Annotated in this window: 8 protein-coding genes and 1 pseudogene; 6 read left to right on the top strand and 3 right to left on the bottom strand. The window is 54.4% G+C overall.

Translation table 11 applies throughout. The annotated features are described in order from the left end of the window. Nucleotides 1-57 precede the first annotated feature (57 nt). The 4 genes and pseudogenes from BM193_RS14745 to BM193_RS28390 all read left to right on the top strand — a co-directional run bounded on the left by BM193_RS14745 (nt 58) and on the right by BM193_RS28390 (nt 3,824). Nucleotides 58-363: a cyclic-phosphate processing receiver domain-containing protein gene (locus tag BM193_RS14745; protein ID WP_076573160.1), complete on the top strand. Its 306-nt coding sequence runs from the start codon at nt 58-60 to the stop codon at nt 361-363. Nucleotides 364-958: 595 nt separating this feature from the next. Next, entirely contained in the window at nt 959-2,344 is a 1,386-nt protein-coding gene (locus BM193_RS14740; RefSeq protein WP_092797244.1) for a KAP family P-loop NTPase fold protein, read from the top strand. Between the two features lie 193 nt (nt 2,345-2,537). Beyond that, nucleotides 2,538-3,342 (top strand): annotated as a pseudogene (locus BM193_RS14735) (IS5 family transposase). A 134-nt stretch (nt 3,343-3,476) separates the two neighbouring features. Beyond that, nucleotides 3,477-3,824, top strand: coding sequence for a hypothetical protein (locus tag BM193_RS28390; RefSeq protein ID WP_139176070.1), 348 nt, complete (start codon nt 3,477-3,479; stop codon nt 3,822-3,824). A gap of 517 nt (nt 3,825-4,341) precedes the next feature. Here BM193_RS28390 and BM193_RS28385 read toward each other — a convergent pair. Beyond that, entirely contained in the window at nt 4,342-5,463 is a 1,122-nt protein-coding gene (locus tag BM193_RS28385; protein WP_139176069.1) for a hypothetical protein, read from the bottom strand. 821 nt (nt 5,464-6,284) lie between these two features. Here BM193_RS28385 and BM193_RS14725 point away from each other — a divergent pair. Both BM193_RS14725 and BM193_RS28380 read left to right on the top strand, forming a co-directional pair. After that, complete coding sequence (locus BM193_RS14725) at nt 6,285-6,656, top strand: transposase (RefSeq protein ID WP_254786194.1); 372 nt, start codon at nt 6,285-6,287, stop codon at nt 6,654-6,656. Between the two features lie 79 nt (nt 6,657-6,735). Further along, entirely contained in the window at nt 6,736-7,173 is a 438-nt protein-coding gene (locus BM193_RS28380; RefSeq protein WP_139176068.1) for a hypothetical protein, read from the top strand. Nucleotides 7,174-7,653: 480 nt separating this feature from the next. On the opposite strand, the gene BM193_RS14715 is transcribed toward BM193_RS28380, so the two are convergent. Beyond that, a complete protein-coding gene (locus BM193_RS14715; RefSeq protein WP_092797243.1) occupies nt 7,654-12,957 on the bottom strand; it encodes a sacsin N-terminal ATP-binding-like domain-containing protein in 5,304 nt (1,767 codons plus the stop codon). 260 nt (nt 12,958-13,217) lie between these two features. Continuing rightward, a complete protein-coding gene (locus BM193_RS14710) occupies nt 13,218-14,153 on the bottom strand; it encodes a DUF4238 domain-containing protein (RefSeq protein WP_092797242.1) in 936 nt (311 codons plus the stop codon). Nucleotides 14,154-14,782 lie beyond the last annotated feature (629 nt).

The following is a 14,782-nucleotide window of genomic DNA, read 5'->3' as shown; positions in this document are numbered from 1 at the left end:
ACAGGGTATTATTGGAAGGGAAGAAATATTCATCAAATTATCCAAGGGAACGAAGGAATGAAGGTTTATCTCGATGATGAGCGAAGTACACCGGAGGGTTGGACCCGAGTATATTGGCCTGACGAGGCAGTAGCACTACTTGCCGCCGGCGAGGTTGCCGAGATTAGTCTTGACCATGATCTTGGGGATGACGAGCGCGGCACCGGCTATGACGTCATTCTGTGGATTGAGGAAGCGGTCGCGTTGCGCGGTTTTAGTCCTCCAATTATCTTCGTTCATTCGGCCAACAGCTCCGCACGTGAGAAGATGGAGGCAGGAATCGCTGCGATCCGCCGGTTGGCCACCGGACACAAAGTCAGTTAACGGCCAGGTACGACGGCGGAAGCGGACGGTGCCATTGGGGCAAAACGCTATCGGTCACTCGGACTCTCCTGATCAATGGTTCTTGAAAGGCGAAAAACTGATAAATCGTGTCAGGGGCCCGGGTGCGCTGCCATGCTCCTGGTGTTCGATCCCGTAGCTGCCTGATCCAACGACGAGATCGGGTCTGGCCAGTCTATTTCCCCTGCGCTGCAGAGACTCCTACCGCGCTAGCAAAAGCTGGCCTTCCCTAGCCGCAACCGCCGGCGAAGGATGGTTTATCCGATCGAGGCAGCAACAGAGCGCCCGCTTCTGAGCGCTATGACGGCACAGTTGGCTACGATAAACTAGCCCGTCATCAGCTTCGTGCGCAAGGCCAGATCAGAGACTTCGCGCGCTGGAGGTGGAGTTGCAATCACGGCTGATGCGACATGGCACTTGGCGGCATCACGCCAAAACAGAGGCTTGCCTTGGCCGCTTAACCTCTACTTTTAGAGCGTTCTAAAAATGGGGGGATTACCTAGTGCCAGCAATCAAATATAGCCGTTAAATAGAGTGGCATGCTAATCTCTTCCTTTGTTCACTACTTCTTACGACTATGTCCTTTCGCCTCCCTGCCATTGAAGTCTCCGACGACACCCCGTTCGCCAATGACGCTTTAGACCGAGAGAAAATTGTAAATTTCGTGGCGGCGATTGTAGGCAATACCGGAGGACATCCACTTGTCCTAGCGATTGATTCCCCCTATGGCACTGGCAAGTCAACATTCGTGGATATGCTCGGGAAGGTCTTAAAACAGAAGAATTTCCAGACAGTGTATTTCAACGCTTGGAAGGCAGACCATGTTTCCGATCCGCTGATAGCGATGGTTGCTGCTCTTGGCGAGGCATTTCCCCGTTCCGATGGTGGCACTTTGATTGCAGTAGACCATATGGCACGGGTCAAAAAGATCGCGGGAATACTGCTCAAACGTGGTGCCGCAGTTGGGGTGAAGATTGCCACCGCTGGGATAATCGACTTGTCCGAAGACATCGAGGAGGCGCTAGGAAACACTGCAGCGGATGCCACTTCTGACGTCATCGAGACATTTGAAAGAGAAGAGGAAGCAGCGAAGTGCTTCAGAATTGAGCTTGAAAAGGTCGTTACTAAACTTCCTGAATTGAACAAGAAGCCAACACTCGTTTTCTTTATTGATGAACTGGACCGTTGCCGGCCAGATTTTGCGATGTCGCTCTTGGAGAGGGTCAAGCATATGTTTGATGTGCCGAACATGGCCTTTGTGCTTTCCGTCGACAAAAAGCAGCTTGAGGCCGTCACAGCCGCAGTGTACGGCGAAAAGATCGATGCTCCAGAATACCTACGCAAATTTATTGACTTGGAATTCGGCCTGCCAAGTCCATCAAAGGAAACGTTCATAAAGAATGCATTCACTCGAGCAGGCTTGGATGAGAAGTTCGCAACTAGGCGACACGCCGATAAGAATCAAATTATTCGCTTCCTTACTCTGCTTGTCAATATTTATGGCATGAGCCTCAGAGCAATCGAGCGGTGCATCATACGTCTAAAACTTGTACTTACCGTTACGCCAGAGAACCATGACTTACATGCAATCCAGATCGCTTTGCTCATCGTATTGCGCTCAGTGGACAAGGAGTTGTTCGATCAGGTCACACGCAGGCAAATCGATCCACTGCGTGTGATGGAATATTTCCGTTCTCTCCCTAATAGCCGAGGTTTGCTTGACGATTTGGACGGCCTGGTTTTGGAGGCGATGCTCATTGCGGAGCTTTTCGATGAGCAATCACGTGGTGCATACCGGCATGAGCAGAGAGCAATTCTGGACAGAGCGGAAACAAATGACAACGAACGGAACAAGGCGCAGCACAGACTACAATTGCTGGACTCATTTACTGGAATTTGGTTCGGCGGGAATCTTTCGCGAATCGCCGCCAACATTGACATTGCAGCGAACATCCGCGGTTGACTGCGCCAGCTCTAACGGCGGGTATTGTCAACTTGCTGATGCGGGGCGACGAGTTGTAGAGTTCCAAGCGAAATTGCCGTTGGTCGGGTAACACGGTGTCAGGGATTAGAGCGCCTAGCAAAACGTCGTCCAGGGAAACAAAGGGCACCGATGCTGGTCAAACCTACCTGACATCATTTCCGAGGGCCGCGCCATGGCTAAAGCTCTTCTTCTTGGCGACCTGTGGGCGCTGATTCAGCCATTGCTACCAGCATATCGTCCTTCCCCCAAAGGTGGGCGTCCTCGCATTGACGACCGCGCCGCCTTGACCGGCATCCTGTTCGTCTTCAAGACCGGCTTGCCTTGGGAATATCTTCCCCGTGAACTGGGCTGCGGCAGCGGCATGAGTTGCTGGCGGCGCCTGCATGCATGGCAACAGGCAGATAGCTGGCAACGCATCCATGACGCCATGCTGCAGCACTTGCGGGAATACGACCAGATTCAATGGGAACGCGCCAGTGTCGACTCGGCCAGCGTGCCATCCCCCCCTCGGCGGACAGCATACCGGCCCCAATCCCACCGACCGCGGCAAGCTCGGTTGCAAGCTCCACCTGCTCGTCGATCAACGCGGCCTGCCTCTGGTGGCGAGCATATCAGGGGCTCAGGTACATGATTCCCGCATGCTGGTTCCCCTGCTTGAGGCCGCCCCTTCAGTAGCAGGTCTTGCTTGCCGCCCACGCAAGCGTCCTGCCAAACTGCATGCCGACAAGGCCTATGCTTCGCGCGCCCATCGGGCATAGTTGCGCAGTCGTGGCATCGCTCCACGCATAGACCGCTACGGCATCGAGTCGCGCGAACGCCTGGGTAAATGGCGCTGGGTGGTCGAGCGAACGCTGGGCTGGCTGCACCGCTTCCGCCGATTATGCATCCGCTACGAACGCCGTGCCGATATCCACCAGGCGTTTCTCTCGCTTGCCTGCATACTCATCTGCTGGCGATATAGTCGGAGATTTTCTTAGGCCTTCTTAGTCTATCCTGTCTTGGCATCGATATTGGTTAATGAGACTGAACCGAGTAAGGTGTGGTATACAGCGGTGAGCCACATTCCAATTTTTTTATTTGGTAACTTGCCATCGTCGTAGTTTGGAGCAATATGAAGCATCCGTATCCACCGTATTCTGCCATTGAGCTTGCGCTGAACGAAGTTATTCTAGCTGCTCGCTTGAAAGGGGTGAGCTTCAAGAATACTGAATTGATTACTACGTCAGAGGAATGGGATAGAGAACTGGTGGTTTTATTTTTTTATCAAAATGACACTGATGTGCAATGGAATCAAGAAAACGGCATTAATGAATGGTTGCAGCGAAAATTCGTTCATGAACTGAATGCCACCAAAGTCCGCTATGGTTTTTCTGAATTTCCAGAGATCACTTTCATGTTTGACTCCGAAGAAAATGTTAAGCTGAATTTTCAAGGGGATTATTTTTTCCGGCTAAGGTAGCGTCTCGTGACCATCGTTTAATTCGCAATCCAGTTGCTGACACTCATTTTGGAAGGGGTGAATTGCCACCCGTCGCTTAAACTCTTCTGATTCATAGTTCTTGAAAGATGAAAAACGATGGGTCGTGTTGGGTCTGGGTGTTCCAGCAAGTTCCTCGCGTGCGATCTCGTCGCTGCCTAATTCAACGACGAGATCGGGTCTGGCCTGTCTATCTCCCCTGCCCTGCTGGGACTCATGCCGCGCTCAAGCAAAAGCTGCTTGAGCTTCGGCGGAATTCACCATGAACTCTTCCGTGGCTAAACCTCTTGCGAAATCGATTCGAGTTCTTTTTCTCATCATTTCGTTCTGCAATGATGCATTTAAGTTAAAGTGTTGCGTTGATCGATTTAATCCGTAGAAAAACGCGGCCGTTGCCAAATTTTTTTACTTAGAGTAGTAGATCTGTAGGTTCATTTAAAGAAATCAGCATCCATTGAAAATCGTGGCGGTTCACTTAGCTAAAATCATATGAAGGCTGTTACTTAGCCGTGTGCGAAGTTGGAGTCTTGGCGTGCTGATTTCTTTTAGCATTGACAATTTTAGTGGCGGGTGATCTTGGCTTTTCCAATGCGTGGAGAATCTCATGTCGCGCTAATGCTATTTTCCAATATGTTGTTTCCTTCATATCTTTTCCTTTGTAATTGAATATTTTATCTTTAAGATAAAAAGAAACCTCTTTTAATTTTGATGTTTCCTTAAATAGATATCGTTCGGTTAGAAAGTAGTTGATTCTACCGACTGCATCCCTGTGTCTAATAACTCTTCCAGAGTGTGTTTCGACTAGGCAGGAGTAGAAAAATCCCATCTCAACAAATTCTTTCTCCGTTAACTTTTCACACATATATATATTTATACTTTTTGCAAACTCGTACAGAACTGCGCCGAAATAAATGGAATTTTCTGGTGATAAGACAATTCGATTTCCTCGAATCAAATTCGGGAGTGGTGGCAATTCTGCGCGCGCATATTTCTCCCTAAATTTATTGTGTGCGTCCAAAACTTCCCTGCTTTTTGCAAAGTCCTCCAACTCGGAACCGACAATTCCATCACTATGTGCTATGCGATTTCTGCAGAGTCGTGCCAGATGAAATAATGGTTCTATTTCAACTAAGTCCGTCGATATTTTCCAATTTGTCATCGAAGATATTTCCGACAACCTGCTTTTTAAGTCGGTCAACTTATTTCCAACTTCATTGCAGCATGAAGAAACGACCCATCGTCCTTGCGGTGACATTTGAACAAGTGTATGTTCATGCTTTAATTGCGGGCAGTGTTTTCTAGCCCAGTCAGAAAATCGAACGAAGTCCGCTAGAACGGATTTACTGAAGAGATCAAATGCTGAAATCTGTTGAACCAGAACATGGTTACATAGCATTTCGCCTATTTCTTGTGTCTTGTCGACGGGGTTTGGAAATCTTTTTCCTTCCCCCCAATGTGTCACTTCACACGCATCTACAAATTGACCTAAGAGTCTTGATCCATTTTTCACAGAAACATTCAGCTTTAAAAGTTGAATGGCAGCCGCGCCAATTTGAGTATATTCAGCCAATGATTCTTTTGCTTGATGGTACCTCATAAAAGCTTCAATATTTTTTTTCATGTGCAAAACTTACAGTAATTACATTTATTAAGGTCAATAAAAGCGAATTCGAAAAATTATTCATTTCAATTTTGTCATTCAATGTAGCATTGTGGGTGGGATCTGTCTATTTAAATATTAAAAATTATACGGTTGTCGCATTCGATGCTTTGCCATCTATTGAAAATGCTCACATCTCAATAATTTTTAGATTGAAAATTATTTTTGCCAGAAGTGTGTTTTTTCTTGACGCTGTAGAACAATCCGGTTCGAAAAATTCCACATACCCTCGATGCGTAGCTGTTTAGTTTCGCGTGATCACATTCCTCGTTGCAACATGGCCCTGTTCCGTGCCAGAGCCTTGCTTGACGAGCTGATCGGCGGTTCGCCACCGAGATCGTCCCACCGGTTGCAGCACATCGCATAAACTTCAGTCCATGAGCTCACGCATTCATCCCCAAGCCCGCACCACCCCGAAAATCCGCCAGGAAATCAAAGACTCCGACCTGTCCGACCGCTAGGCTGCCAAGGAAGCCAACAAGGCCTATGCTTCGCGCGCACATCGGGCTTGGGTGTCCTGCCAGGCACCTGGTGTGCGATCTTGTAGCTGCCTGATCCAACGACGAGATCGAATGTAACCTGGCTATCCCCGGCCCTGCAGAGACTCCTGTCGCGCGTTAGCGAAGCAGGCCGTCCTAGCCATAACTGTCGGCGAAGGATCGTTTATCCGATCGAGGCAGCAGCAGTGCGCCCGCTTTTGCCTCGATAGCGGTAAGCGTACAGCCTGCACCGTCTAGACACTGAATAGCTCCAGTAGCCAAGATAGTCCCCACTAAATTTTGGTGGGGACTATCTTGGGGAGTGGAGTTGAACACGGCAGGCGCCGGCGCAGCACGAACTACCCGTTGGAGTTCAAGCGGAAGTTAGCTCATCAGGCATGCGAACCAAGAGGGTCAGTCGCACAGCTGGCCTTGCAGCATGATCTGAACACGAATATGCTTTGCAAATGGCGGCGCCAGTTGCGCGCCGGCCTCTCTGATCAACCTGGGCTCGTTGCGGTGACACTGACGCCAACGGTACCAGCGCGCCACCTGCTTGACCGCTGCAATCTTGAATTCCTCTGTGTACCGCTTACCGCTCATATTTTCTCCTCGTGTTCGACATGGCTCAAAAGTGTCTACGATAGTCGTGGCGATTCAAAGCAGATGGGGTGACACTGAATGAATCATCAATTCATTCAGTGCGTGCTTGTAACTACGCATCCCTTCATTACAAATTTCTTGGAGCAAGAAAATGAAAACTTTAAAAGCAGCAAGTTTTATGTTTTTTCTTGTATTCGCATCGGAATTATTCGCCGAAGACCTTCAAAAATTCGAAAAAAAAACCGGAGGGGAAGAGCGCTGCGTGTCCGATAGTGGCAATGAGGTGAAGGATTTTAGATGGATCGAAGCGCCAGCAGGCCGATTCTTTTCCTCGTTCACCTTCGAGCCTGAAGGCCCGATCCGCTCTTGGGCCGGTGGTGATATTGGCTGTTCGATTAGAGAAAGGAAAACTGAATCAATAATGGTCACATTGCATGGGGCGCAAGTTCCCGTTGAAGTTACTACCGCCTACTACACTCTAGCTCACGCTGATTGTGGATCTGGTGTAGGTCGAACAGCTGCGCATATTGCTGCCAATGAAAGTGCGCGAGCGGTCTGCGTCGCTAACGGTAAAACGGCTCTAAAGTAGCTTGAAGTCGTAACTTGGGAGGTGAGGCGGCGCTACCTACCTGTCTAGTTTCGTGTGATCATGTTCCCCGTCGCAGCATGGCCTTGTTCCGTGCCAAGGCCGTGCTCGATGAGATAATTGCTGGCTTCTCGCACAGCGTTCGTGAGCCCCTCTCAGTACGGCACCATGTCGAGCATGAGTTCACGCATTCATCCGCAAGCCCGCACCACCCCGAAAATCCGCCAGGAAATCAAGGAGTTTGGACTATCCGACCGCGAGGCTGCCACGGATGCCGACGAGGCCTATGCTTCGCGTGTCCGTCAGGCCTGGTTGCGCAGCCGTCGCACGCTCCCCGCATAGCCCGCTACGGCATCGAATCGAGCGAACGATGAGTGTGTCTATCGCTCAATCATCTAGCCGGCGGGGTCGGCGCCGGGTTTATCGAAGGCAAATGACGGTATTGCTCCCACTGCGCAGGTCGTGTCGACGGCCGCGCAGGGTCTAGCGCTGCTCAAAGCGGTACCGAACGGAGCCGCTTCGCACGACACGGAACTGGTCGCGCGTTTTGGTACCGACCGGGTTCGGCAGGGTCTTTACGTTCCAGCGGGTCGGGTCGAACACGAACGGAACGTACAGGATGCGGTACTTGCGCTTTCTGTCCTCTCTTGCACTGCCGGCGACCTCAAGCTCTCTTGCCGTTAGCTCGAACTCGCCGCCTGCATCAAGTGCCGACTTAACCTCATAGAGGTATTCGTGGCGCGCAGTCACTACGCGGAAGTCGTAGCCCAAGGAGTCGTCGCCTGCCGGGCCGGTGCAAAATTTTTCGCGATTTGACGAGACCCAGCACTCGTCCGACATCTCCTTCGGATGACGCAGGAAGAGCAGCTTCCACGCCAGCCACTCGCTTGCCATGCCCATCGCCGTGCGGATTGCGTCAGACGGTTGGTTGCGCCAATTTCCGCCCTTCCCCCCACCGCCCCCGCTGGATCCTCGCTGCGGGTTGCCAGCATCCTCCTGCTGAAGCAGGCGAGCAATGCGACTGCGCGTGAACCACTCGTTGCTTTGTGCGATGGCCTCATCCGCGAGGTTCTCGAACTCGAGAATGAAGTTGGGGCCTCCGGTATCCAGTGAGCGTCCGGCAAAAAGGATGCTGCGGCGCGTCACCTCGGCCTTCAGTTTGATTTCGCGAGCCTCCCTCTCCTCCTGCTTCAAGTCCTCTGCCGTTAGGCCCAGGTCATGCAAAGCCTCGGTTGTTGGCATGTTCGCTGGCCACCAGCTGGCGCGACGCAGCAGTGCCGGCAAGGCATCTGGCTCGATAAGCTCGAAGTCCAGCAGCCCCGCCTGATCCAGCTTGCGCACGAGCTGTTGAGCATCAGTTGTGTCCAGGTTGGTCGATTGCTGGGCACCGTTCTTTCTGCACCAGGCGCGTATCAGGTTCGTTAGCTCCGCGTGCCGCGCCGTTACGTGCTTCCGGTTTGCCGCTACGACGACCTCCAAGTCCTCAAGCTCGACGGCGGGGTCGTCGGCCCCAAGCCTTGCCTCCACCGCCTGATTCGCGTGGGCGACGACGCGGGCTTGATCAAGCTGCTCCAACTGCAGCAGCCACTGCGGATCAAACTGGATGAATTCAAGCGTTCGCAGGGTGACATACTCGTCGAGCGGCGCAGCTGCCTGCCAAGCGGGCAGAAAGGCTCGCCTCAGCCGAGCGCGTATCAAGGGAGCCAACTCGGCGAGGTAGGCACTAAAGAGGCGGCGGAAGTCCGCCTCGTCGTTGATCGGCGGGTAGCCGAGCTCAGTGAGCGCACAGCTGAAGGCAGCGAAATTTAGGTTGAGCCGCACACAGATTGCCCTCTGATCGTCGGTCTCGGCGACGACCTCGAGTAACTGGTTGGCCAACTCCACCTGGAGTTCCCCTTCTAGCCAGGCGCGAAGCTGCAGGGCAGTGCCCAACTGGGCATGCCTCTCGCGAAGCCGCTCCGCCGCCTCCAAGTCCTTGAGGTAGGCCACCGCCGGCAAGACTGCGTCGACGCGGCGCTGCACGCCGCCTTTCGTCGCGGCGAAGTGTTCGCGCACGACGCCTACGTCTCTGCCAATGGCACTGGCCAGCATGTCCTCGGACGGCCCCTCCACGCCGCCCCTAAAGCCGTCGCGTTGCAACCTTCCCAGCAGAAGCTCGAGAGTGTTGCGGCGCGACCCGAGCAGTTTGGTGAGCGCCTGCGACGCTTCGAGTAGTAGCTGCAGGTCGATGAGACCGTTTGTCCTCACGAGCAGCGTCGGGATGCGGGCGTGTTGTACGGCGTGCACCCGCTCTCTGCCACGCACCGGTATATCGAGCCCCGAGATGGTGAGGGAAAATTCGCTGCAGCGCTTGACGCGTATCGCGCGAAGCCGACGGTCAAGCTCGTCGGAGGGCAGCGTGCGCATCTCCAGAGGGTCGCCAAGGTGCTCGTGCGCCATGACAGCAACATCGCTCAGCCATGACAGTTCGCCAGCCACGAGTGGGGGGGCGTCCGGCAACGCCTCGAACGGGACGCCGTCGACGACCAGCTGCACTTCGCCAGAGTCCGTTAGCTGCGGGAAAAAGCGACCGGTCGCCCTGAGCAGTTCGCAGATCAGAGGGGCATCGGTTTCACCTACGTCGAGCACCGCCTCACCAGCGTCGCTTAGAGCGCGAGCGGCGAAGGCCTGTGGCTCGCTCGTTACGTAGACGACTGGCGGATCTTGCTCGAGCCCCTGCAGAACTTCGAGGCTTCCCGCCCGCTCTACTATCAATTGAAGCGAGGGGGGGAGCGCACTTCGACTCTGTACGACGTCAGCCCATGAGCGGCGAACTTGGTCGCGCAGGTCGCGCCTTTCGGCTGCAGAGAGATCCGGGAGCACCGCAGCGAGCGACGCTAGGCGGCTGGGCGCGCTAGACGGGTGCGACCAGTCGCGTAGGCCGATCTTGGGGTCGAAGAGGATTGGAGGGAGCTCCTCGCGGGTGCCGGGCTCGGATTTGAACCTCGCCACGAAACGCGGGGGATGCTGACGGAGCACCGTCGTGGACCAGCTGTCGCAAGGTCGTGCGAAGACGACTTCGTCAGAGCGTGCACTCGCTGGCCACCCGCCATGTCGTAGGAAGACGTACAGGGGCGTCGGAAGAGTGACAGACTGACGCCCATGCCATGACCGGATGTCGAACTCAAAGTGCTCCTGTCCATGGACTCTCAGATAGGCGACCAGTAGGTTCGAGAGCGCCTCCTTTGCTGAGTTCGAGAGATGATCATGCTCAAGCTGGCCCGGCACTCTCCACGCCTCGTCGTGCATGCTGTACTCGGTTTGCGGGTAGTGCAGTATGTGTCTTGATGCGTACGTGGTCCAGGTCTTGTCGAACCCTAGTTTGAGGTTGCCGGCGCGCAGGAACGAGCTCCAGTAGCCGTTCGGCGTGCCTGTACGACGCAAATTGGCAGCTATTGGCTCCAGTCCGTCCTTGACTCTGAGAATCTGCAGGAAGCGGGTCCAGTCCTCGCGTCTATCGTCGGCACGTGCGCGTGGCCAATTGGAAAAAGCGATCAGAAGGCGGTTGCGCTGCACCTTGCAGTCCAGGGAAACCGCTGCGGCCTCGTCGAAATACTGCTCGAGCGTTCGTCCGATGATGCTCCACGACGAGGACATCAAGGCGTCTTCGGCGCGCATCCAGCCGCCCAAGCACGGCACGCACAGTTCGGCCTGACGTAGTGCGGTCTCGACTGACGCCTCGCCCGTGGCGAGCCAGACGCGAAATGCCCACGTCAGTGCTTCCTGTCGTTGGTTGTCAGTCCCATACTCCAGTGCCCCATTGAGGGCCGCCAGCGCTTCGACGGGGTCGTAATGTCGAAGGAGGCCTGCCTTCTCGAACTTGTTGATGATGTCTTCGGGGACCTCGACATACGGGTTCAGAAACCGGAACTTTCGCGCAATGGCCGAAGGTGGGTTGGGAGGCTGTTGGGTGCGCTTCCCGCGTTTACCCGTCATCCGCGCAAACACAGGCGGTGCGTCGTCCAGGCTGTCCGCAGTTGCGACGAGAAGCTTGTTGTCGCCGAGAAGCACCTTCTTGCCCACCAGCGCGGCCAGGTCGGTCTTCGACGCGACGAAGATCGTGAGCACGTCTTGGTAGAAGTCGCGCCAGGCGGATGTGATGGCCTTTTTCTTTTTCGAAAAGAGATACTCCGCCATCGCCTCGACCCACACACACAGCTGTTGCGCGTGCAGCTCAAGCGGCATCGACACAGCGGACGCAAGCGCCCTAATCCGAGACAGTTGATCGTCGGATATGCTGGCAAGTATATGGGCATTGGCGATCGACTCGAGCCGCGATGGGGTCATCTGCCTGGTACGGACGTCCGGCCATGCGTAGAGACTTCTCAGCGGTGCCCATTTGACGCCTTCGCTAGACGTTGCGGGCCAAATCGCAGCGTCTGTGATCGGCCGGCCAAGCGCCCTAAACGCTTCGATGATCGTTACCATCCTCGGGCCCGACCAGGCGGCCATATCTACAACTGCGCTGAAAGGTACGGCCAAATCCTCGTCGACGATAGCTAAGCAAGCCTTCGCCGCAGTGTCGGCAGCGGCTTCGATAAGAAGCTTGTTCAGCGGTAGGTCGGTCTTAATGGTGCGCCGGTCGATGTCCGCGAAAAACGGCGCGTCGATGTGGCCAGACATCGGCGAGATTGCGTGGTCGTCCATCGGAAGAAAGTTGTACAGCCGCGGCGCAAGCGCCCTATCGAGGCACACGGCGATCGAAACGTCAGCGTCGCCTTTCCAGTTAAGCCAGCGCTTAAGTGGCGGCGCTGCCGGAATGCTCTTCGCGACTGCCGCGAGCACGGCTTCCTTATGTAGCGTCTGACTGACAACGAGGAATGCGCTTCGGTCACTCAGCGTGACACGTTGCATTCGAATACTCGACGACGGGTGCCGCAATAGCGGTTCAACCTCGCGCGACAGCGTCACCTTTTCGATCTCGACCCCGGCTCGAACGATCATGACCTCCAGCGACGCGAGGCGATCGAGAAAGAGCTGTACTGGCGCCGCAGCGTTGGTAAGCGCAGCCACCTGCTTCTCTGCCAGTGCGACCTCGCGCGACGAAGCTAATGGCAGGCAGATGACCGTCGCATACCCCAGGGAGGCGAGACGGCGTACGGCGTCTGATTGCTCAGTAACGGCGACGGGCACTAAGTAGCGTGGAACGTCGGCGGCAACCTTAGCGGCCATTTTCTGAGAAGCACCAATCTCCTCCAAGAACTCTGCGATCTCTTCGGTTGATGCGAACCGGAAGCAGTAGCCGTCGAACATGGGAGCCGGCATTTGAGCGCTAGCGGAAAAGATATGGACGTCGTTGGTGAGCGCCTCGACGCTTCTAAAGCCGAGGCCCTTGTTTCCGATCCCTTCGCCGATTTCTTTATCGCTCGTTCCGATGTTACGGATCGCCTCGAAGTTCGAGTCGGAAAAGGGGCGTCCCTTGTTGGCAACTAACAGCAAGCCAGAGTCGTCGTTGGCGACTACCAAGTGAATGGCGACCTCGCCCTGCTCGCCGACGGCGTGCGCATCGTGGGCGTTTTGAAGCAGCTCGAAAAGAACGCGGTCGCCGTACTGCGTACCGATGATCTCGTTTAGGCTCCTGAGGCTCTCGTATACCTTCAGCCCGCGCCGATGCCCATCTAAAGCGTGCTCAAGCTGCGAGCGAGTGACGCTATTAATGAGCACCGCGGCCGATGTGAGCTTCGTCGCAACTGTAGATACCAACTTCTCGGTGTAGCCGTCCTCCGCTTGTATTAGCGTTTCATCCATACCTGGCCCCCTTCGATTGAGCTAATTAGATAGCACTTCGCGAAATGAAAAGCAAGGTTTCGATACTGTCGAAGGGACTTGCAGCACGGGGAGCGTTGATAACTCGTCCCTCGCCAAGCACGATCACCACTTTCTCACGCAAACCGGAAATGCCCACGAATGCCATAGCAGTAGACGCTACTCCGCGTACGCTCATGGTACGAAAGCTCATCGCCCGCTGAAACCGACGATTCTCCCGTGAAGCTCGAAGGTCCGCATGTCTAACCAATCAGGGCCGCTCTCAGACCCGAAACAACGTGTCGATCATCGGGAGCGGTCGGCTTGCGCAGATATCGAACAATCATTGGCTCATGGCGTCGATTGGTGGCGTATATGTGCGTGTCAGCCACTTGTGTTGCCTCTTTGTTGAACGTCGTGACGAGGTCTCTCGCTTTCTCTGCCGCCAAATTTTGCGAAACGTGCAAAGCGTTGGTGGCGACAAACCCTATGGTTGGAGACAACGGGAGCATGAAAAGATACTGCTCGCTCATTCGGCCTTCGTGCAGCAGTGGACGATCACCAATTACCAAGTCAAGATTTGCATTGCTGACATTGCAAACCGCCCATGTGGCGTCAAGGAAGACGCTGTTCAGCACGCGCGATTCAATTATCGTCCGCAAAGCACACAGAGACTCGTTATCAAGGAGCCAGGCGCCGTCGGATTGTAAGTATTCCTGGAGACTCTGCTCTTGAGATTCCAGTGGGATTCCGATGTACTCGGGCGGTTCAATCCCTTCGATGTCACGCAGCATAAGTTGCCGCCCTCTATCTATGAAGAACTGAATCATTGATGGTACTCGGATCATTTGCGCTACGAGGAAGTTGCTCCAAGCCTTCCTTTCATCAGCCGTCAATTCATTAAGTTTGCCATCAAGAAGTCTTCTGTGAACATTTGAACCAGGCACGTCGACAACCTTTCCGAAGACATCGACTTCAATTTCAGTGTTCATATCCCCTGATGGTTGCCGCAGTGAATACAGGTGTTCCTTAGCTCCCGTGCCGCGCGTCCCGCAGCGGTCGTTGTGCAGTACGCCGTCCGGCCGCCAGTTGAAGTAGGTTAGCTTGTTGTCCGCACCGGTCCAATTTTTGAGTAGAAATTGCGGAACAAAATGATGATTGCGATGTGATTTACCCAAGGCTAAGTCCTCTTTTTTCAAGCCCTATATTATGCAGTGATCCGCTTAAATCGCCACCGCTAGTTTAGACAGTACTGATCCATAATTCCTGGAAGATGATATACCGATGGATCGTGTTGGGGGCCTTGGCGTCCTGCCAGGCGACTACTATGCGATCTCGTCGCTGCCTGATCCAACGACGAGATCGGGTCTGGCCTGTCTATCTCCCCTGCCCTGCAGAGACTCCTGCCGCGCTAGCAAAAGCGGACCGTCCCTGCCTACAACTGTCGGCGAAGGATCGCTTATCCGATCAAGGCAGCAGCAGTGCGCCTGCTTTTGCGCGCTATAGCGGCACAGTTGGCTACGATAGACTAGCCCGTCATCTGCTTCGTGCGCCCGGCCAGATCGGGGACTTTGCGCGCTGGCGTGGAGTTGCGCTCACGGCCGGCGCGACATGGCACCTGACGGCATCACGCCAAAATAACGGCTTGCCCAGGCCGCTTAATGAATCGCCACCAGTAGCTTAGCCTCAACGGTGATAATACGGATTATCACGGAAGAATAGATGCATCCGATGTACTAAGAGAGTATTCAGTAGAGAGCGCTAACGTCCGTTGAAACAAAAGTGCCCGATTAGCTGAAGCAAATTTGCCAATCACCGGCATCACGGA

This window comes from Janthinobacterium sp. 344 (assembly GCF_900112025.1).
Taxonomy (GTDB): domain Bacteria; phylum Pseudomonadota; class Gammaproteobacteria; order Burkholderiales; family Burkholderiaceae_D; genus Janthinobacterium.
Note: the sequence above shows the minus strand (reverse complement) of the source record. Positions and strands in the feature narration are given on the sequence as shown.

Coding starts and splice junctions, on each gene's coding strand:
- BM193_RS14745 (WP_076573160.1), top strand. CDS start 58: ATGAAGGTTTATCTCGATGATGAGCGAAGTACACCGGAGGGTTGGACC.
- BM193_RS14740 (WP_092797244.1), top strand. CDS start 959: ATGTCCTTTCGCCTCCCTGCCATTGAAGTCTCCGACGACACCCCGTTC.
- BM193_RS28390 (WP_139176070.1), top strand. CDS start 3,477: ATGAAGCATCCGTATCCACCGTATTCTGCCATTGAGCTTGCGCTGAAC.
- BM193_RS28385 (WP_139176069.1), bottom strand. CDS start 5,463: ATGAAAAAAAATATTGAAGCTTTTATGAGGTACCATCAAGCAAAAGAA.
- BM193_RS28380 (WP_139176068.1), top strand. CDS start 6,736: ATGAAAACTTTAAAAGCAGCAAGTTTTATGTTTTTTCTTGTATTCGCA.
- BM193_RS14715 (WP_092797243.1), bottom strand. CDS start 12,957: ATGGATGAAACGCTAATACAAGCGGAGGACGGCTACACCGAGAAGTTG.